This is a genomic window from Ruegeria sp. BHSA163 (assembly GCF_059613365.1).
Window position 1 is genome coordinate 1 of the sequence record NZ_JBXWSJ010000066.1, and the last position, 19,309, is coordinate 19,309.

18 protein-coding genes are annotated in these 19,309 nt (G+C 53.5%); 4 read left to right on the forward strand and 14 right to left on the reverse strand.

The features are described 5' to 3' along the window. Nucleotides 1-160 precede the first annotated feature (160 nt). A complete protein-coding gene (locus AC2FNV_RS20720; protein WP_170602972.1) occupies nt 161-1,825 on the forward strand; it encodes a sulfatase-like hydrolase/transferase in 1,665 nt (554 codons plus the stop codon). Between the two features lie 3 nt (nt 1,826-1,828). Here the strand turns inward: AC2FNV_RS20720 and smpB are convergent, their stop codons facing one another. The 10 genes from smpB to AC2FNV_RS20770 form a co-directional block, all read right to left on the reverse strand. Further along, nucleotides 1,829-2,305 carry an SsrA-binding protein SmpB gene (smpB, locus tag AC2FNV_RS20725; RefSeq protein WP_170479598.1) on the reverse strand — a complete coding sequence of 159 codons (477 nt, stop codon included), beginning with the start codon at nt 2,303-2,305 and terminating at the stop codon, nt 1,829-1,831. 59 nt (nt 2,306-2,364) lie between these two features. Then, the gene (idi, locus tag AC2FNV_RS20730; RefSeq protein ID WP_170479600.1) at nt 2,365-2,907 is read right to left on the reverse strand and encodes an isopentenyl-diphosphate Delta-isomerase; all 543 of its coding nucleotides are present in this window, start codon (nt 2,905-2,907) and stop codon (nt 2,365-2,367) included. Nucleotides 2,908-3,122: 215 nt separating this feature from the next. Further along, a complete protein-coding gene (locus tag AC2FNV_RS20735; protein ID WP_170602971.1) occupies nt 3,123-3,536 on the reverse strand; it encodes a c-type cytochrome in 414 nt (137 codons plus the stop codon). 110 nt (nt 3,537-3,646) lie between these two features. Beyond that, nucleotides 3,647-4,663: a P1 family peptidase gene (locus AC2FNV_RS20740; protein WP_170602970.1), complete on the reverse strand. Its 1,017-nt coding sequence runs from the start codon at nt 4,661-4,663 to the stop codon at nt 3,647-3,649. Nucleotides 4,664-4,676: 13 nt separating this feature from the next. Next, entirely contained in the window at nt 4,677-5,423 is a 747-nt protein-coding gene (locus AC2FNV_RS20745; RefSeq protein WP_170602969.1) for an SDR family oxidoreductase, read from the reverse strand. A 54-nt stretch (nt 5,424-5,477) separates the two neighbouring features. Beyond that, on the reverse strand, nt 5,478-5,897 hold the full coding sequence (gene arfB, locus AC2FNV_RS20750; RefSeq protein ID WP_170479608.1) for an alternative ribosome rescue aminoacyl-tRNA hydrolase ArfB: 420 nt from the start codon (nt 5,895-5,897) through the stop codon (nt 5,478-5,480). Between the two features lie 263 nt (nt 5,898-6,160). After that, nucleotides 6,161-6,805, reverse strand: a complete 645-nt coding sequence (locus AC2FNV_RS20755; protein ID WP_170602967.1) for a queuosine precursor transporter — start codon at nt 6,803-6,805, stop codon at nt 6,161-6,163. 91 nt (nt 6,806-6,896) lie between these two features. Continuing rightward, on the reverse strand, nt 6,897-7,781 hold the full coding sequence (locus AC2FNV_RS20760; protein ID WP_170602965.1) for an esterase-like activity of phytase family protein: 885 nt from the start codon (nt 7,779-7,781) through the stop codon (nt 6,897-6,899). Further along, the gene (gene mepA / locus AC2FNV_RS20765; RefSeq protein ID WP_170602963.1) at nt 7,754-8,617 is read right to left on the reverse strand and encodes a penicillin-insensitive murein endopeptidase; all 864 of its coding nucleotides are present in this window, start codon (nt 8,615-8,617) and stop codon (nt 7,754-7,756) included. Before mepA ends, AC2FNV_RS20760 begins: the two co-directional genes overlap by 28 nt. Continuing rightward, on the reverse strand, nt 8,614-9,981 hold the full coding sequence (locus AC2FNV_RS20770) for an MFS transporter (protein ID WP_170602961.1): 1,368 nt from the start codon (nt 9,979-9,981) through the stop codon (nt 8,614-8,616). The genes mepA and AC2FNV_RS20770 overlap by 4 nt, the downstream gene beginning before the upstream one ends. 127 nt (nt 9,982-10,108) lie before the next feature. On the opposite strand from AC2FNV_RS20770, the gene AC2FNV_RS20775 reads away from it, so the two are divergent. The 3 genes from AC2FNV_RS20775 to yaaA all read left to right on the forward strand — a co-directional run bounded on the left by AC2FNV_RS20775 (nt 10,109) and on the right by yaaA (nt 13,317). Further along, nucleotides 10,109-10,396 carry a YggT family protein gene (locus AC2FNV_RS20775; protein WP_170479616.1) on the forward strand — a complete coding sequence of 96 codons (288 nt, stop codon included), beginning with the start codon at nt 10,109-10,111 and terminating at the stop codon, nt 10,394-10,396. Nucleotides 10,397-10,474: 78 nt separating this feature from the next. Beyond that, nucleotides 10,475-12,514, forward strand: a complete 2,040-nt coding sequence (gene recQ, locus AC2FNV_RS20780; RefSeq protein WP_170602959.1) for a DNA helicase RecQ — start codon at nt 10,475-10,477, stop codon at nt 12,512-12,514. Nucleotides 12,515-12,546: 32 nt separating this feature from the next. Further along, nucleotides 12,547-13,317 (forward strand): peroxide stress protein YaaA, encoded by a 771-nt coding sequence (yaaA, locus tag AC2FNV_RS20785; protein ID WP_496774356.1) that lies wholly within the window; start codon nt 12,547-12,549, stop codon nt 13,315-13,317. Here the strand turns inward: yaaA and AC2FNV_RS20790 are convergent. The 4 genes from AC2FNV_RS20790 to AC2FNV_RS20805 form a co-directional block, all read right to left on the reverse strand. Then, nucleotides 13,305-13,769, reverse strand: a complete 465-nt coding sequence (locus tag AC2FNV_RS20790; RefSeq protein ID WP_170479622.1) for a VOC family protein — start codon at nt 13,767-13,769, stop codon at nt 13,305-13,307. The genes yaaA and AC2FNV_RS20790 overlap by 13 nt on opposite strands. A 3-nt stretch (nt 13,770-13,772) precedes the next feature. Continuing rightward, nucleotides 13,773-15,992 (reverse strand): response regulator, encoded by a 2,220-nt coding sequence (locus tag AC2FNV_RS20795; protein ID WP_170602957.1) that lies wholly within the window; start codon nt 15,990-15,992, stop codon nt 13,773-13,775. 77 nt (nt 15,993-16,069) lie between these two features. After that, nucleotides 16,070-18,112, reverse strand: a complete 2,043-nt coding sequence (locus tag AC2FNV_RS20800; protein WP_170602955.1) for a hypothetical protein — start codon at nt 18,110-18,112, stop codon at nt 16,070-16,072. Next, nucleotides 18,109-19,309, reverse strand: a 1,201-nt coding sequence (locus AC2FNV_RS20805; RefSeq protein ID WP_496774358.1) for a DUF4159 domain-containing protein, incomplete at its 5' end; no start/stop codon positions are given. The genes AC2FNV_RS20805 and AC2FNV_RS20800, both read right to left, overlap by 4 nt.

Consider the following 19,309-nt stretch of genomic DNA (forward strand, 5'->3'; position numbering starts at 1 on the left):
GATTTCTTCGGCAATACGCCAAATGGCAAATTGGAACGCGTCGAGGCGTTGAAACCTGGAATGTTTTGGCATGTCTGGGTGGAGTTCTATCCCCATACAGACATCAATCGCACATCTGAGCAGGCAAAAGCGGCCTGATCAAAAAGCTTGGGAAGTTTGGATGAGACACATTATCTTGGCAACTGTACTTGGAACCTCTGCTTCTGCAGTCGTGGCGCAAAACGCCTCGATACTGCATGATTCCGAGTACTATATTCTGGAAGCCCAGCATGCCGAACAATGGGCAGAGGATGACGCTGCCGTCGACGCCTTGCTTGCAGAGTTCCGCGCAAAAAATGACGGCAAACCACCGAACATCATCAGTGTTTTGATCGACGATATCGGATTTGGCGATCTTGGTATCCCCGAGCTGAACGCGGTTCGCGGATACGAGACCCCCAATATCAACGATTTCTCCGATCAGGCCATGCGTATGGTACGCATGTACACAGAACCCTCTTGCACACCTACTCGTGTTGCCCAGATGACTGGGCGGTTACCTGTGCGAATGGGTATGGGTGACACGACTGTCGACATCGCTGGGTTTGGCCTGCCGAGTGCCGAAGTGACTTTGGCCGAAGTATTAAAAGACGCAGGCTACGCGACCAGCCATGTCGGAAAGTGGCATATGGGCGACATTGCCGAAAGCTGGGCGATGAACCAGGGGTTTGATTACGCTCAACATGCCATCCATCAACAAGGTCAGCTCACCATTTTTCACGACGATGCCATCCGTGAACAGGTTTCGGTCGGCATTGCGGATTTCGACCCGGTTTACACTTTGGACGATCTTTTCCGGCCCGACGCTTCGGCCATGATGACGGTAATCGAAGGCGAAAGCGGTGGTCCGATAAGAGAAATCAGGATGGAACCGGGCGAACGTTGGAACGCTGAAAAGTATGACGAAATGAATCAGGCGTTTCAGGACAAAACCCTGTCCGAGTTGAAGAGGCTGGCCAGCGGTAAAGACCCATTCTTTTTGCAGTATTGGCCCATGATCCCACTGGACAACACACGGGCGGGCCGTGATGGGCCAGACAGCCCTAACGGTGGGCTTTACGTTGACAAAATGCAATTGCTGGACACTTGGCTTGGCGATCTGTTTGCCGAAGTGGATACACTGGGTCTGACTGAGAACACCATAATCGTTGTGATGGGCGATAACGGCCATTTCACAAAGTATTCTCCACAATCGGGATATTCGCCGATGATCTTCAGAGGCGGCAAAGGTGATACGACCGAAGGTGGTGTACGCGTCGATGCGTTTATCCGTTGGCCCGGAATGATCGGAGCTGATTCCATGATCAACAACATCATACATGTGTCGGACCTTTATACGACACTATCTCGGTTCGCTGGCGCCGAAGGCGGCATTCCTACAGACCGCCTGGTTGATGGTGTTGATCAGTCCGCATCGATTCTGTTCGAAGATGAATCCAAAGGGCGACGCGATAGCGTGATCATCTATTCCATCGACTCTCCTAAAGCCATTGTGAAGGACAAGCTGCGCCTGAATCTTCCCGCAGCTGGTGAAAGCGCGATTCTTGCCGAGTTCTACGACATCTATCGGGATACTCACGAAAAATATCCGGTTTCAACCGAGGTCGGCGCTTGGGGAGGGCAGGAATTCGTGCGCATCCTTGGTCGCCATTTGGCCCGCAAGGAAAAGTACCCCGATACACCTCCTGCATATGGACCGCCTTATGAAGGAATCGAAAACATCCGCCCCGAAACCGCAGCAGCTGTCGAAGCCTTCAACATAAAACGCGCATCAGTTCAGAAATAGGGATCAGCTATGATCCTTCATCAGACGTTGCTTTTGGCGTGACCAGTCCCGCTTGGCTTGCGTTTCACGCTTGTCGTGAATCTTCTTACCTTTGGCGATACCGATCTTAATCTTAGCCCGGCCTTTGTGGTTAAAGTACAAAACCAGCGGCACCAAGGTCATGCCTTTACGCTGCGTCGCGTTCCAAAGACTCGCCATCTGTTTTTTTGAAACCAAAAGCTTGCGGCGACGACGCTCCTCGTGTTTGAACACTTTGGCCTGTTCGTACGGGGCAATATAGCTGTTAACCAGCCAAAGCTCTCCGTCGTCCACTGAGGCATAGCTATCTGCAATGTTTGACCCACCTGCGCGCAAGGATTTGACCTCGGAACCCTCTAGCACAATGCCGCATTCCAGATCATCCTCAATTGCATAATCGAAGCGCGCACGCCGGTTCTCAGCAATCACTTTATAATTCGGGTCTGTCTTCTGCTTGGCCATGGGGCGTTGATTTAGGCGGCTTGGGCAAACCATGCAAGGCCGGGATTTTATTCGGTATCCTAAGAATTAGCCGAAATGATCAAGTCAGGCCCAAAAATCGTATCTGCATGGTTGTGCAGATATATCTTCAACCAAGGTGTAAAACGATCCGGGTGACGTTTCACTTCCGCCAACAGATCATGATAATCAACCCAGCGTATGTCCATGACTTCGTCAGCATTAGGATCGATTTTCAACTGACCGCGCACATGGGCCAGAAACACATCAACCACTTCATGTTCCACCATGTCATTACCAACATCCGCATGATACTCCAGACGGTGTCGATATTCTGGGTACAAACCAGTGATCCCTAGCTCCTCAGCCAATCTCCGCACTGCGCAAACCGATGCGCTTTCGTTCCAATCCGGGTGGGTGCAGCAGGTGTTCGCCCAAAGACCGGGAGTATGATATTTTCCCATCGCGCGTCGCTGGATTAGAATTTCAGTACCGCGCACCAAAAAGACCGAAACCGCCTTGTGCTTAAGGCCCTTTTCATGTGCTTCCAGCTTGTCCACGGGAACCAGAACGCCATTTACCCATGCTGGAATCATGATACCCATCTATTCTCTCCTGCTGCCGAAACAATTTCGCGGCGGTAATAACGGGATAGCTACGCCCAAAGCAGCCTGACGTTCTGGATGATCTTTTTTGAAGGTGAGCGGGGGACCATCCGATGATACAAAGGTGCTTTCGATCAGTTCGAGAATCAATCGTGCGAATGGCCGCAGGGATAGCGGCCAAACTTCGGTCTATGTCTTCGAATATTCTTTTGCCACTACTCTCCGGACACACTCACGATATAGGCATAGACGTCTTCTGCACCTTTTTTTAGCTTGAAAGTCATTTTGGATTTTGCCGCCGTCTCACCCAGATAGTCCTTTAGAAAAGCCTTGGGATCCTCTGCATAGGCAACAAATGTTTCTTCATCCCAGACCAGACCGTTTTCACCGGCTTCAACGATGCTGTCGCCATATTTGTACCCTTCAACCGTGCCTGCGGTGCGGCCCGCAACACCGTAAAGGTTAGGTCCAGTCTTGCCGCCTTTAACGATGACTTCACCTGCTGGATCAGCAATCATGTGGCAGGACTTACATTTGTTAAAACCTTTTTTACCTGCCTCAGCATCGCCTTCTGCAAGGGCGGGAAAGGACAGCAGGCAGACAATCACGGTGGCTAGAATTCGTTTCATAGCTGATGCTCCGATGCGTTTTTTCTACACTGAATGGAAGGCTGGTTTTAGGCAGAGTCAACGCGCAGATTGCCGCGTGATGTCACTGTGTCACAGCGGTGTATTGACGGTCACTCGCGGTTATCATGCATCTCGGACCAGCACGGCAGCAGATCGCCTGCGCTGGACGACGCCAAAAAAACAGCACGAGCAATCGCACGGGCCAGACAAAGCGACGCGGAATGCCCAATCAAAGCCAAGGCCCCTTCTTCAACCTCTTGCGATCCGGTACTGATCCCAAAAACCAGATCGCCGTCACCCGGAGTGTGAGAAGGCATAATTGCTCGGGCGATCCCGTCGTGGGCCGCCATAGCCAAACGCTGACATTGCGGTTTGGATAAGGCGGCGTCTGTCGCAACGATGGCAATCGTTGTATTGGCTTTTTCCGGCGATGCGGGGTGCATTGCCTGTGCCTTCAGGCTTTTTGGAATTGGGCCCAGACCTGAACTCGGATCAGGGCCAACACCACCAAATTCAGATCCAATTTCGAAATGTGCGGCCCAGAAGTGGCGATTCCCCGGTGTAGTCACACTACCCAAAGGGTTAGCCGCCACAAGCGCACCAACCGTTACACCGCTTTCCAACTGCAAGGAAGCCGAGCCAAGACCACCTTTGTGCATCGCCGCCAGTGCCCCGGTACCTGCGCCAGCGGTACCAAGGCGAAAGTCCTCTGCAGCGGTCAAATACGCGGCGCGCCCTAACGCTCGATAGGGGTTTTCTGTCCAACTTTTGTCGCCACCGTTTAAAAGATCGAACAAGATCGCGCCGGGCACAATTGGAACAACCGCGTTCCCGACATTGAAGCCGCGGCCTTGGGTGTAAAGTGCATCTGACACACCTGAACAGGCGTCCAGGCCAAATGCTGATCCACCGGACAACGCAATTGCGTCGACGCGTGTCACCGACTTATCCGGAGCGAGCAAGTCTGTTTCCCGAGTCCCCGGTGCACCGCCCATGACATGTACAGAAGCGGTAAACGGCTCTGCGGCAGTTAGAACAGTGGTTCCGGACTTCAGCGCGTGGTCTTCCGCGTTTCCGACTAAAAGGCCGGGAACATCGGTGATCAGGTTTCTGGATCCCGGGGTCATATTGCGCCTATCCTCAGATACATCGACCGCCGTCGACCTCAAGTGCGGTGCCGGTGATCATACTGGCCTCGTCGGAGCAGAGGAAACATGCTGCATTTGCCATGTCTTCGGGCGTCGAAAACCGGCCCAGCGGGATGGTCGACAAAAACTTGGCGCGCATTTCAGGCGTGTCCTCTCCCATGAAGGACTTAAGCAAAGGTGTCTCCCCAGCCACAGGGCAGATTGCATTCACACGCACACCTGACGGGGCCAGTTCTACAGCCATCGTTTTAGTCGCTGTGATCATCCAGCCTTTTGAGGCGTTGTACCAGTTTAGGTTTGGGCGAGGTGACAGGCCTGCTGTCGAGGCCACGTTTAGTATCGCACCTGCCCCCCGCGCTTTCATCGCCGGCACAAAAGCACGAGCAGTCAGATAGACGGATTTCATATTCACGTTGAAGACGCGGTCAAAGTCTTCTTCGTTGACCTCTTCCAGCGGCATCGGCAGGTGAGTTACGCCGGCATTATTCACAAGTATGTCCAGGTGACCGAATCGATCCCGCGCTGTGTCTGCCATAGCATGCACCGAACCTGGGTCCGCTACATCCACCAACTGAGCTATTGCATTCGGTCCAAGTTGCCTTGCCTGAACTTCGGCCGCGTCGCGATTTATATCAGCAATCATTACCTGCGCGCCTTCGGACAGGAACTTCTGCACAATCCCAGCACCGAAACCGGACGCGCCGCCGGTAACAATTGCGGTTTTTCCCTCTAACCTCATGATCTTGCTCTCCCTTGCGCGATCAGACTAGCAAGGCACAGCGAAACTACCAGATCAATCTTCCGAGACCTTACCGCGCAACGCTTTCACATCCGATCGAGCCTTTTTTGCCGCCAGTCGACGTTTAACAGACCCGAAAGTGGGTTTGGTGGCGATGCGTCGCTTTGGTTTCACTAACGCGCGGGTGATCAACTCGGTCAGTCTCGCGCGGGCAATCTCACGGTTACGGGCCTGAGATCGGGTTTCTTCACATTGGATGATAATCGCGCCTTCTTTAGTCCAGCGCCGCCCAGCTAAACGTTTCAGCCGAGTTTTAACCGAGTCCGGCAAAGATGGTGAGCGCGCGGCTTCGAACCGCAATTCGACAGCTGTCGAGACTTTGTTGACGTTTTGCCCGCCGGGACCGGATGAGCGCACAAAGCTCTCGGTTATTTCCCAATCTTGTAGTGTGATATTGTCGTTGATGCGCAACATTGGAGCGACTTTACAAGGGCCAGACATAAACAGAAAGGGCCGCCCCAACGGGACGGCCCTTCGAAAGTTCAGGAGGTCGGGTCGGTTAGATCAATCGACCAGCCGGAGCGAGCGCTCCGCCAAGGGCTGCCCTAACAGGCGATCCCCCCGGTTGTTCCGACACCTCTCTCCAATCTCTTTCTCGACACTGGATCACCTCCTTTTCTATCTGTTGCGGTTAATTGTAAGCCTGACACAAGTTGTGCCATTCTCAAAGCGTTTTTTTAAGCAGGCTGAGCCGTGAGCCGCCCAACGATAACTTTGAACGGGATCAGGGCGATCAGAGCCAGCGAGAGTTTGACTAGCCAGTCAGCGAAGGCCAGCGTCACCCACAATGGCGCTATTGGGCCGGACAGCATGAACGGCATAGGTTCCCACGCCCAGTTAATCGCGGCATCAGCGTTTGCGCCGAAGAAGGTGACCGAGGCCGAGAAGGCCAAAGTGAAGAAGATCGCGGTGTCCAGCGCCGATCCGACCAACGTCGAGACAAGCGGCGCGCGCCACCAGCGGCCGCCGCGCAGCGAATTGAACACTGTGACGTCCGTCAGTTGCGCGATCAAGAAAGCCGTACCCGAGGCAACTGCGATCCGCAGAGGTACCGCGGCGTAGGTGAAGCCATCACCCTGAAGCATGATCTGGCTGCCGATCAGCGAGCAGACGATGCCGGTGACAAAACCTGCCAACACAACCTTGCGGGCCGGACCCACGCCGTAAACGCGATTCATGATATCGGTTATCAAAAAGGCCAGCGGATAGGTGAAAGCACCCCAAGTCAAAAGCCCGTCGAAGATCAGGAATTGGACCAGAATGTTTGAGGCCACAACGATAGAGGCCATGGCAATGATGCCGGGAATGTAAGCGCGTTGCATGTTTTGGTGCCCGTTTTGACAAGGTGGCGGCGACTTGGCCCCGGACTCATCCCAAGGCAGGCCGTGCATTTAGACCCTTGTCAGGCGCCTGTCAATCCGGCAGCAGGTATTCTACCAGCTCAGTGCTCTGCAGAGCCAAAAAGTTGTCATCCGAAATCATCGTGGCCCGCAGTTGCCCATTTCTATCCTTCCAAATCGACAATCCTTCTAAATTGTCATGTGTACCATTTCCGGTTTCAAACAAAGTGTCCTCGGCTTCGGCAACATCCTCATTCAACTTCCACCGTCGAAGACGGGATCGAAACCCAAAAGGTGAAAAGCTACGCTCTAAAACATAAAGGCGCCCATCCGGCCCGAAATCAGCCGCGACCGGCTTAAATCTTCCTCGTGGCGGGAGGCCAAATGGAGTATCCCAGTTGTGCCCATCCCATCGAAAAACAAGTATTTCCCCTTGGGCCGAACGACTGGTCTCGGTCACCGCATAGACCCGCCCCAATTTGTCGATTGCCAATCCTTCAAAAGACCCGTTGCCTTCCAGATCTCCAAAAAAATTCGGTCGAGGCAAAACATGTGCCTTTTCCTGTGATGACGGATAGTGGGCAACGCGGTGGACGCCCTCGAATGAGATGAAAAAGCTACCATTTTGGGCAACCGCGATGCCCTCGGAGTCACCAGCTCGGCCCTTGAGCAATCCACCGGTGCTGGACAGCACAGGCCAATGTTCAAGAAGTTCAATGCCACTTATTATCCCATGATCCCGATGAATTCGAGCCTTAACAAGCATTGCGCGATCGGAAAGAGCGATCAATTCGCTCCCGTCGTCCGAGATGTGCAAGGCAGAAAACCCGCCGAACCAACTCTCGTCATACTGCCAGGCCGAGCTGTTTTGATGGGTTGCTGTTTTGACGTCCACCGCGCCGACCGATCCGGCCAACACCAGAGCGGCGATCAATTGGACTGAAGTACTGAGGCGCATTGCTGTGGCAGGTCGGCCAAACGATATTCACCGCGTTTTTTTGGTGCCGGTGCATTCGGATCAGGGGGCGGGGGGTTGAGAATGTTTTGTACCCACTGCTGTGCCTCTGCGCAGCCATCACCTTTGGGTGGCGGATCTTGATTGATGCAACCGCGTGACCCGCGCGGGCATTTCAGGCGGACATGGAAATGATAGTGATGCCCCCACCAAGGCCTGATTTTGCGCAGGTAGGCACGGTTACCCGTCTCTTCTTTGCACATCTCAACTTTGGCGCCGGGAAACACAAAAATCCGTGCTACGCGTTTGTCTTTTGCTGCCTCGCGCAGAATAGCATGATGCTGTTTGGTCCAGTTCCCGTTTACATAGGCTCCGTTGGATCGTCGCAAAGAGATAGACGAAATATTTTCGCGCGCATTGCGCGACAGTCGTAGATTATCGGCCGGCAACATCCAGATATCGATGTCCAAACCCAACTGGTGACTTCGATGTCCAGATGTCATGGGTCCACCGCGTGGTTGGCTGATATCCCCAATGTAGAGTCCGCTCCACCCCGGCTGACGCGCTGCAAACTTGCTGAGATCTTGCACGTAGTCGATAGTTTGTGGGTGCCCCCAATTGCGGTTGCGTGAAAGACGCATTGCCTGCCACGTCGGACCAGTTTCGGGAAGTTGGACCGACCCGGCCGCACATCCGCGCGAATAACTGCCGAAAGCCGCCGCCTTTTGGTTGGAACCAACTTTCTGGGCACCAAACAACTGCTTTGCTAATGGCTGTGCTACCGTTGGGGCAGCCAGGCAAACCGCCGTCAGTATTACAAAAAAACGTAGTAAAATCATCTGCTCTGATCCCCTTCGGGCTTAACCCAGTGCATCAGGATTAAACCAAGAATAAACAACACAACGATGGGAGACACCCCCAGTCGTGCGCTGCCGGTAACTGTCGTAGCAATTGCGATAAGCATTGGTGCGGCAAAAGACGTGGCGCGACCCGACAAACCATAAAGGCCAAAGCTTTCAACCGGTGCTTCGGGATCTGTGTGGCGAACCATCATTGATCGACTGGCAGATTGCAGAATGCCACCCATGCCACCAATCAATACGCCACAGCCAAAAAATACCAAATCCGGCAGGCCAGAGCCTTCGGGCAGTGCGATCCCAAAAATTTGCGTCCGGTTCATCGAAACAATTGTGGTGCAGACAAGGATTAACACCCAGATGGCCACCAAGATCACCGGTTTTGGGCCATATTTCTTGTCCAACTTTCCGCCCACCCACGAAAAGGCAGCCGCCGCCAAAACGCTCACTATGCCAAACACGCCGATTTTGATCAGGTCCCACTCCAGAACCAATCGGGCATAAACTCCACCAAAGCTATAAAGCCCGTTCAACGCGTCGCGATAGAACATGGACGATCCCAGATAGCTGGCCAGACTGACCCGGTAACGCAGGTTTGACACGGATTTGACAAGCAGGCTCAGCGCCTCACCGACGCTACCTTTTTTTTCGGATTGTGAATCGTCCCGAACCCACATGAAATAAGGCACCATGAACAGAGTGAACCAACCTGCGGTGAACGGTCCGACAAATCGTGTACCCTGCCGTGACGTGGCATCCAGCCCGAACATCGGATCCATCCCGATCAATGTCTTGCCGTTGGCCTGTTCTACAAACAATGTCAGCATGATCGCTAGCGAGATCAGCCCGCCAAAATAACCGAACGCAAACCCCGAACCGGAAATCTCGCCCACTTCGCGGTCGTCGCCAAGATCAGGAAGTTGTGAGTTGATAAAGATCAGTGCGTACTCGGCGCCGACAAACCCAAACCCAAATGCCGAAAGCATCAACCACATGTTAGATCCGTCCGGCATCGTGTACCACAGCGCCGCGGATCCAACTGCGTACATGACAGAAAATGCAAAAATCCAGGGAATTCTGCGACCCGAAACATCGGCCATCGCACCCAGGAGTGGTGCGCCAAAAGCAATAATCAAACCGGTTATTGTTAGACAATTGGCCCAAACAGTTTGCGCGCGCGCGGCCGCAGCCTCAGCGTCAAGACCCGTACCTGAAAAATACCCGGCGGCAACCCCGGCAAAGTATGGACCAAATACAAAGGTCACTAGCAGGGTATGATATGGTTGGCTGGCCCAGTCGAAAAACCACCAGCCCCATATGCGCTTGCGCTTGGAAATCTCTGCCATAACCGCCCCTGGTTTCTGGGTTTCATAAGACGGGTCTTTGATGCAATTCGCAAGCGTTCTGTTGCCTCACACTTGCTCTTTGTGGTTAAGGCGCTTAGGTCTCAGCAAATGTGAAAACGGAGTACCCATGCTGTCGCTGATCCAAATCCTTCTGCTGATACTGGACATTGTCTGGTTCATCATTCTGGCCCATGTGATCATGAGCTGGTTGATCAACTTTCAGGTTCTGAATCTGAATCAACAGTTGGTCGCACAAATCTGGTATGGGCTTAACCGAATACTTGAGCCAATCTATGGCCCGATCAGACGTTTCCTGCCAAACATGGGCGGGCTTGATCTGACACCATTGGTGGTGCTGATCGCAGTCTACGCGCTTCGTATTATTTTGATAAACAACGCAGTCTATTTTTACTGACCCCTTGTTCGAAGATTCCGAGTGTGTGATTGTCCTGTCTTAAGAGCAGATAGAAGATAGAACAGGGCAAACCCGCACATGTTCGACGCCGCGCCTATGCTGCGAGATGTCTTTGGATTCGACGACTTCCGCCCCGGGCAGGAAGAAATTGTCGATGCCGTTGCCGCAGGTGAAAACGTTTTGGCGATCATGCCTACGGGTGGCGGCAAATCGCTGTGTTATCAATTGCCAGCTTTAATGCGAGACGGGGTTACCGTCGTCATCTCTCCGTTGATTGCCCTGATGAGGGATCAGGTTCGCGGTTTGCAAGAAGCAGGGGTCACCGCCGGGGCACTGACCTCTGGAAATACACCGGAGGAGACCGACGCCGTGTGGGAGGCTCTGGACGCCGGACGCCTGAAATTGCTTTATATGGCACCCGAAAGGCTTGCAGCCGGGTCCGCATTGGGAATGCTGCGTCGGATCAATGTAAATCTGATCGCGGTTGACGAAGCCCATTGTGTCAGTCAATGGGGCCACGATTTTCGACCGGATTATCTGCGTATAGGAGACTTGCGGCGGGCGTTAAAAGTTCCGCTGGCTGCTTTTACAGCCACGGCTGACACGGAGACGCAGGAAGAGATTGTTGAAAAGCTATTCGACGGCACAACGCCAAGCAAATTTCTTCGCGGCTTCGATCGACCCAACATCCATTTGGCTTTCGCAGCAAAAGACGGGCCGCGTAAGCAGATATTGGAATTCGCTGGCGCTCGCAAAGGTCAACCCGGCATCATTTATTGCGGAACCCGCAACAAGACCGAAGTTCTGGCCCAAGCGTTGCGCGCGCAAGGGCATAACAGCTGCCACTATCACGGCGGGATGGAGGCAGAAGACCGCCGCGCCGTCGAAGCTCGTTTTGCAGGCGAAGATGGGCTAATTGTGGTCGCAACCGTGGCATTTGGCATGGGGATCGACAAGCCCGATATCCGCTGGGTCGCGCATGCGGACCTGCCAAAATCCATCGAGGCATATTATCAGGAGATCGGCCGCGCTGGTCGGGACGGCGGCCCTGCGGAAACCCTGACCCTTTTTGGACCTGATGATATCCGCCTGCGACGTTCTCAAATAGATGAAGGTTTGGCTTCAACCGAGCGGCGCATGGCCGATCATGCGCGTCTGAACGCTCTGCTTGGATTGGCCGAAGCATTAAAGTGCCGACGTCAGACTCTATTGGGTTACTTCGGTGAACAGGCCAAACCTTGCGGCAAATGCGATCTGTGCGACAACCCACCTGAGATTTTCGACGGCACCACCGCAGTTCGTATGGCTTTGTCCGCGATTCTTCGTACCGAAGAATGGTTTGGTGCAGGGCACCTGATCGATATCCTGTTAGGGGTTGAAACAGATAAGATTCTGTCTCGCCGTCACGATGCACTTTCCACCTATGGCATTGGAAAGGACTGGTCACGCGCCCAGTGGCAGGCGATTTTTCGACAGATGATGGGGCATGATCTGATCCGCCCGGACCCGGACCGCCATGGCGCGCTGCGCATGACCGAGGCCGCAAAACCAATCCTGAAGGGCGAGGCGCAAATCGATCTTCGCAGAGATACTATCCGCAAAGCTGGACGGCGACCTGCGGTCAAGGCGATGGTATCGGAAGAGAACGCACCATTGCTTTCGGCTTTGAAGGCGAAACGCCGTGCGCTCGCAGAAGCCGCCAGAGCACCTGCCTATGTTATTTTCCCAGACCGCACGTTGATCGAAATGGCCGAGAAACGTCCTTTGACGTTGGACGAAATGGCGCGGATCGGCGGTGTGGGCGCCAAGAAACTCGAGCGTTACGGCAACTTCTTTCTCGAGGTTATAGCTGGGGAGGCTCAACCAGTGCATCCCGCGCGTCGCAAACTGGCGAGCAGGGGCCACGGTGAAATCTATGATCAGCTGCTTGAAGTTCAGTCGCGGCTATCGCGCGGGTCCGAGGGTATAGATAAACCACTGACTTGCTCTGCCTCGCAGCTGGCTAAGGTGGCTCAGATGCGTCCTGATGATATTCGGGGCCTGGAAAAAGTGTTGGGCGACAGACGCCATGAACGATTTGGCCCGGCATTTCTGGACGTGTTGCGACAAGCGGGCTAGATACCGCAAGACAGGCAAGAAAGAGATCGGATATGCTGATAGTGATTTCCCCGGCCAAGCGGCTGGATTGGTCGGAACGTAACGTAACGCCGACAGAACCAGCTTTTCAGGATGATGCTTTTCGCCTTTCGAAGACCGCGCGCAATCTGACGCTGGGCAACCTTAAAGGTTTGATGGATCTCAGTGACGATCTGGCTAAACTCAATCGGGAACGTTTTCGCGCATTTGCAGAAACACCAGAGATTTGCTCTACTCGGCCGGCGGCTTTGGCCTTTGCAGGCGACACTTATCAGGGACTTGAAGCTGCTTCGTTGGATAACGACGAAATGGCTTGGGCGCAGGATCATCTGCGTATCTTGTCAGGCCTTTACGGTTTGTTGCGCCCATTGGATGCAATTCAACCTTATAGACTGGAAATGGGCAGCAGGCTGAAAACCCGTCGCGGCAAAAACCTTTATGAATATTGGCGCGATCATCTCAGCAAAGCTTTGAACGATCAGGCTCAGAATATTGACTCGGACGTTCTCATTAATTGCGCCAGTCAGGAATACTTTGGGGCCATCGACCGAAAGGCGCTCAAACTCGACGTGATCACGCCAGTGTTTATGGAAGATAAGACGAGCACCCCTAAAATTGTCAGCTTCTTCGCAAAAAAAGCTCGTGGTGCAATGGCGAGGTACATTGTTCAAAACCGTCTGACCGATCCTGAAGGTTTGCTGGAGTTTGACACCGGTGGATATGAATACCGCCCAGACCTGTCCGAAAAAAAACAGCCGGTTTTTGTTCGACCTTATTCGGCGTGATCCAGCATCGAAGGGTCGTACGCTACCAACTCCACTGTATTACCCTCGGGATCTTGGGTGAATATTCCGCGCCATCCGATCCAGCCGAATTGCTCGACCCGGTAGGGTATTCCGATTTTGTCATACCAACGCATAACCGCGTCTTGTTCTGAAAAGGGCAGCGACAGAGCGATATGATGCAAGGATGAACCCCGACCTGTTATCGGTTTTTCCTTACCTGAGGGATGCAATCCTGGGCGCGGTGCAGCTGAATGGTGAAATAGGGCGAGCACTTGGGTGTGCCCGCCATATCCTTTGGCTATTTCAAAGAAAGTGACAGCGCTGCTGTGGTCTCCACTGAGACGTTTTAGCCCGATTACGGTTTCGTAGAATTCGACCATTGCACCCATATCAGCACAGCGTATTGCGACCTCTCCCAGTGCACGGGTGCGAAAGCCTCGATCACTTGGCATGTGTCAGTCCCATTTCCTGCGTCTGTTTCCAACTAAAACGGGGCGAGCGTCCTTAGGGCATTTATCAACTATAATCTGCACGATCCGCTTCTTGTGCAATGGTTTGGTCAGGTAATGGTCCAAACCAGACGCCAAAATGCCGTGATCGTCGCCTGCCATGGCATGGGCGGTCAGCGCCACAATAGGCACTCTGCGTCCGGTGGCTATTTCGCGCCTGCGGATTTCTTCTGTGGCCTGCTTTCCATCCATCTTTGGCATAGAAATATCCATAAAGATCAGATCTGGCGCGAAATCGTCATAGGCTTCAATAACCTCTAACCCATTGGCAACAAAACGCATGTCGATATCCATATCTTTTGTCATCTTTTTGAGAATTAATTGATTTGTCTTGTTGTCATCTGCGGCCAGAACGCGCATGCTTCTTTGAACCGACGCGCTTTTCTTTGATAGAGTTGTGTTTTCTTCCCATTTTTGTTCTTTCCCGAAATCTCGGTCGAAGGAACTTAGGGTCATTAGGCAAGCTACAAGTTCGGATCGGGGAATGGGCTTTTGCAAAACACTCTGGATCAGATGATGAGCAGAGTCGGCGGTTAAGACGCTGGGATTTGCCGACATCACCACAATTGGCAATTCTGCCCAACCATGGCTGCGCAGCGCTTTGGCAAGCTCCAGTCCATCCATGTCTGGAAGTTCTTGATCACACAGCACCAAATCTACAGAGTCATCAAGTGTCGAGAAAACTTCTGCCCCGGATTCGCAGACAGTGACCCGCAAGCCCAATCTGCCCAGTTGCTTGGTAAGAATTGCGCGGTTGGCCTCAAGATCTTCTACAAGCATTACGTGACTAAGGTGATCATTCAGACGTGGCAGAGTAGGCTGCAAACCCTCGGCAGTGGGCAGCGTCAAACGAAAGCCGAAACACGAACCTTTACCCGGCTCGCTCTCGACCCAGACCGTACCGCCCATCATCACAATCAGTCGTTTTGTGATCGCCAGTCCAAGCCCAGTGCCTTCGTACTGACGATTACGTTCGTCCTCGACTTGGTTGAATTCGCCAAAGATATGTGGGATTTTGCCGGGTTCGATGCCGATCCCGGTGTCCTCGACTGCCACATGAACATCGCAACTTTGCGTTTCAAAGTTTGGTACACCAGTCACTCGGATTAGCACGTGACCTTCCGAGGTAAATTTGACCGCATTGCCAATGAGGTTGGTCAGAATTTGCCGCACACGCCCTAAATCTCCGACAAACAGCGTCGGCAGGAACAGGTCATAGTCTACAAGCAACGTGAGCCCTTTTTCACGAACGCTTGGCTGCAGCAACATCGACACCTCGAGAATGCAGCGCTCCAGATCGAAAGGTTCTTGATATAGTGCTAATTTTTCCGCCTCGATTTTCGAATAATCAAGTACATCGTTGATTATGGACAATAGCGCTTCACCCGAGTTTCGGATCGTGTTCACGTAAAGCTTTTGTTCCTCGTTCAGCGGCGTTTCTGTTAGCAATTCGCTCATGCCAACGATGCCGTTCATCGGTGTTCGTATTTCATGGCTCATATTGGCTAAAAACACAGATTTCGCTCGGTTTGCGGCCTCGGCCTTTTCACGGGCTGTGCGCAGTTCGGCCTCATTCCGGACTGACGAAGTGATGTTAAGTGCAAGACTGACTACGTCGCCTCCATGCCCGCGCTGATCAATGACCCGAACAAATTGTCCATTCCACAGCTGAATCACCATTGGTTCGGGATTCGGACGCGCCCATCGACGCTGCATCCTGGCCTGCCAGTCCGCTGCAACCTCCTGCCCAATATCCACGATCCCTTCATCGGTCAGAATTTCAAGAATTCGGTGATATGAAATTCCGGATCTTACTTCATCCAACCCCTGGAATACGCTCAAATACGCGGCATTGGCGCTGATCAAACGGCTGTCCCCGTCAAAAAAGGCAAAGCCGTCTTGAATGGTCTGGATTGAATGCCACAATCGACGTTCGGCGACCTCTATCTTGGCGTTTGCAACTGTCAGGTCAGATTTGACCTTTTCATTTTCACCCCGGACATTTTCCACCTCTGCCTGTGTTTCATCGATTTGCCGGGACAATGCCATAGCGCGACGACCCAGCTTGCGGTTGGCGGCCGAAAGCTCAGCCTCTTTGAGGTGCAGCAAACGTTCTGCGGCCAAACGTGCACGCCGTTCTTTTGCGAGTTTTTCAGCAAGACCCATTATTCACCTGTCCCGGAATATTCCGAACACAGCATCCGATCAGACTGTGAAAAAGTGTTTAAGCCGCTTTTTTCAACTTAACGACGACCCTCGCGCAACCATCCTGCCAACAAGAATCCACCCGTCATCAGCAAGACCAACCACGGTGGCAACAATCCAGCTTGGGTGACGTCGCGAGTTTCATAGGCATCGCGCGGGGTCAGACCGATCCATCCGCGACCCGCTGCTGGGCGGCCGAGACGGACATTGCGGATGACGGGTAGACCTTCTTCGACCCTGATTGCACCGCCGCGCAAGCTGGCCAAAATGGGACTCAAAACTTCGTCAGTCGCGATGGTTCGCTCGAACTCCTTGGGCGCGGCAGGACCAAGGCCAATCACTGCCGAATGATCACCTTCCTTAAGACGGTACAGGCCAATCTCGGGGCCGAAATACAACGCTTCAAATCTTCCCGGAGACACTTCCTCCAGTTCGATCTCAAGCGTCTCGCCATTAGGGCGGGTTACAGTCACCGCGCCGACCTCTTCACTCAGTGTTTGACGAATTATGCGCATGGACTGACCATTGGCTTCGGCCCAGAGCGCTTCTTCTTCAAGTTCCGGTTCTTTCATCATCCAATGAGCCAGCCTCCGCAAAAGTTCCAGTTGCGGACCACCACCTTCGAATCCTCGACTCCATAGCCATGCATGATCAGATGCCAATAGCGCAACGCGCCCTTCGCCTACGCGATCCAGAACCAACAATGGGCGATCTTCGATACCTGTCATCAGCAGCTCGCCTGAACGGTGGCTTACATCGATCTGCCTCAACCAAGCGCCCCAGTCATCGGATTCACCCAGGTCCGACGTTACAGGATGACGATCACCCGTTTCGGTTACCATCGGGACAAACCGCTCCTCGATAACTCGTGCTGTAGGCTGCGCCGGTAAAACCGGTGCCAGAGGCGATCGGAAGATGCTGTCGGCCGTCGCAAAATCCGGTCCCGCCGCGATCAGAACCGCCCCACCGTCGTTGATGTAATTGGTCACATTATCAAGGTAAATTGCCGGTAGAATGCCGCGTCGCTTATATCTGTCGAAGATGATCAGGTCGAAATCGTTGATCTTTTCCAAAAACAGCTCACGCGTTGGGAATGCGATCAAGGACAACTCATCCACTGGCACGCCGTCCTGCTTTTCCGGAGGACGAAGGATGGTGAAATGCACAAGATCGACGGAACTGTCGGATTTCAGCAGGTTCCGCCAAGTCCGCCCGCCCGGGTGAGGTTCGCCCGACACCAGCAGCACTCGTAAACGGTCGCGTACGCCATTCATCTGGATCAGAGCAGTATTATTACGATCGGTCAGCTCACCCTCAGCTTCGGGAACAGTGAATTGAATCACGTTGCGCCCTCCGTGGGGCAACGTGACTGGCAGTTCGACATCAACACCAATTGGGATGTTGAAACGTTCCGGTTCCGATCCGTCCACCGAAATCTCAAGTGGGGCGCTACCGGCGCCAGCAGGTGCCGCTCCGCTGTCTTCGACACGCAAGGTCAGAGTTATCGGCTCGTCGATAATGGCAAAGGCAGGGGCGTTGCGCACGATAAGACGGCGATCCCAGTCTCCTGTACGTCCAGTTTGCAAAAGGTGCATCGGTGCGGGCAAATCTGGAGCTTGATCAACATCATGCACAATGCCGTCTGAGACAAGGATAATTCCGGCAATTCGGGCACGCGGCTCTTCCGCCAAAGCCGCGTTCAGCGCCGCCATAATCTGGGTACCCTCGTCTCCGTCCCCATCACCTACGCGAATGCGCCGCAGCTCAGTATTGTCGCGGATTTCGATCTCCGCTGCGAGCTCATCTGCTGTCTGTATAGTTTGATCCGCGCGGTCAGACAGGGTTTGGCTGGCGCTTTGATCTTCGATCATCAAGACGATATCGGTCAGAGGGGACCGATCTTCGACTTGATAAACCGGGCCAGACAGAGCCGCGACAAGTATTAGGGCGGCCAATCCACGCAAGGCCCATCCTGACAACCCACGCAACAGAGCCAGCGTAACACCGGTCAACGCAACTGCTGCAACGGCCAACAATGCGGGCCAGGGGATCAGAGGATCGAAAATTACGGTTCCGGTCATTGTCCCAACCTGTCCAAAAGGGCGGGCACATGCACCTGATCGGACTTATAGTTGCCAGTCAGAACATGCATCACCAGATTGACTCCAAATCTATTCGCCAGTTCACGCTGCCGTTCCCCAGCATATCCCCGACCCACTGGCAACAAGGACTGACCGTTTCGGTCCACTGCCCATGCACCGGCCCAGTCGTTGCCGCCGATAACGACCGGGGTGACATTGTCATTGAGGTTGCGAAAGGGCATTCCTTCGATTTGTTCCGCATCTGGCGGCGCAGCTTCAACCCAGACACCGTTACCCGCATATCGGCCTGGAAAATCCTGAAGCAGATAGAAAGCCCGTGTAAGCACATGGTCACTCGGTACAGGTTCTAACGACGGGATGTTCAGGGGTCCCGCAAGCTGCTGAAGCTTGCGTCCGTTGGGGCTTGAAGCTCCAAACTCCGCGATATCGGCATCTCGCGTGTCAAACAGTATCATCCCTCCTGATCTTAAATAGTTGTTGAGCTTGGCGTATGCCTCAGCTGATGGCTGCGGCTGATCCGGGGTGATCGGCCAATAAAGCAGCGGAAAAAAAGCAAGTTCGTCGCGCTCCAAGTCCACGCCGATTGGTTCTGCAGGTTCAACCGAGGTACGGAAATAGAGTGTTTGAGCCAATCCTCTCATTCCGGCCAAAGCGATGTCGTCAACTTGCCCGTTTCCGGTCAGGACATGGGCTAGAACCAATTCCTGCGTTGCGCCAAGGGCGAAATCTGTTTCTTCAGGGGTTTGCGCGTGCGCCTCTGAAACAACCAAGATTCCGCCTAAAAGGACCGCCGCGGTTCGCGCTATCCAAAGTCTGCCAGACAGGGCTAGTGAAGCGAATACATCGATTGTCAGCAAGATTAGCGCCAAGCTCATCAGCAAGCCGCCTATCGGAGTTTCAGAGCTTACCTCCTGACCTTTGATTGGAACATCAGGGGGCCATACCGCAGGACGAAGAACACTGTCTTCGGATAAAACGTTGCGGGCAACTTTTTCTTTGCCGCTCTCGTAAAGTCCCGGTCGCAAATTGGGACCAATTTCCCCCTCAACCAATTGTGCGCCGTCTACACCCGGCAGGCTTCCTGCATCATACAACGATCCGAATCCGTCCAAAACCTGAACAGGTTCCCACGTCGTGCCTTGCAATTGTTCCACCTGTCGTGACTTTGCAGCAGAT

Bases quoted from the DNA above. Each gene is read 5' to 3' on its own strand.
- AC2FNV_RS20720 (WP_170602972.1), top strand. From the start codon at position 161: ATGAGACACATTATCTTGGCAACTGTACTTGGAACCTCTGCTTCTGCA.
- smpB (WP_170479598.1), bottom strand. From the start codon at position 2,305: ATGGCCAAGCAGAAGACAGACCCGAATTATAAAGTGATTGCTGAGAAC.
- idi (WP_170479600.1), bottom strand. From the start codon at position 2,907: ATGGGTATCATGATTCCAGCATGGGTAAATGGCGTTCTGGTTCCCGTG.
- AC2FNV_RS20735 (WP_170602971.1), bottom strand. From the start codon at position 3,536: ATGAAACGAATTCTAGCCACCGTGATTGTCTGCCTGCTGTCCTTTCCC.
- AC2FNV_RS20740 (WP_170602970.1), bottom strand. From the start codon at position 4,663: ATGACCCCGGGATCCAGAAACCTGATCACCGATGTTCCCGGCCTTTTA.
- AC2FNV_RS20745 (WP_170602969.1), bottom strand. From the start codon at position 5,423: ATGAGGTTAGAGGGAAAAACCGCAATTGTTACCGGCGGCGCGTCCGGT.
- arfB (WP_170479608.1), bottom strand. From the start codon at position 5,897: ATGTTGCGCATCAACGACAATATCACACTACAAGATTGGGAAATAACC.
- AC2FNV_RS20755 (WP_170602967.1), bottom strand. From the start codon at position 6,805: ATGCAACGCGCTTACATTCCCGGCATCATTGCCATGGCCTCTATCGTT.
- AC2FNV_RS20760 (WP_170602965.1), bottom strand. From the start codon at position 7,781: ATGCGCCTCAGTACTTCAGTCCAATTGATCGCCGCTCTGGTGTTGGCC.
- mepA (WP_170602963.1), bottom strand. From the start codon at position 8,617: ATGATTTTACTACGTTTTTTTGTAATACTGACGGCGGTTTGCCTGGCT.
- AC2FNV_RS20770 (WP_170602961.1), bottom strand. From the start codon at position 9,981: ATGGCAGAGATTTCCAAGCGCAAGCGCATATGGGGCTGGTGGTTTTTC.
- AC2FNV_RS20775 (WP_170479616.1), top strand. From the start codon at position 10,109: ATGCTGTCGCTGATCCAAATCCTTCTGCTGATACTGGACATTGTCTGG.
- recQ (WP_170602959.1), top strand. From the start codon at position 10,475: ATGTTCGACGCCGCGCCTATGCTGCGAGATGTCTTTGGATTCGACGAC.
- yaaA (WP_496774356.1), top strand. From the start codon at position 12,547: ATGCTGATAGTGATTTCCCCGGCCAAGCGGCTGGATTGGTCGGAACGT.
- AC2FNV_RS20790 (WP_170479622.1), bottom strand. From the start codon at position 13,769: ATGCCAAGTGATCGAGGCTTTCGCACCCGTGCACTGGGAGAGGTCGCA.
- AC2FNV_RS20795 (WP_170602957.1), bottom strand. From the start codon at position 15,992: ATGGGTCTTGCTGAAAAACTCGCAAAAGAACGGCGTGCACGTTTGGCC.
- AC2FNV_RS20800 (WP_170602955.1), bottom strand. From the start codon at position 18,112: ATGACCGGAACCGTAATTTTCGATCCTCTGATCCCCTGGCCCGCATTG.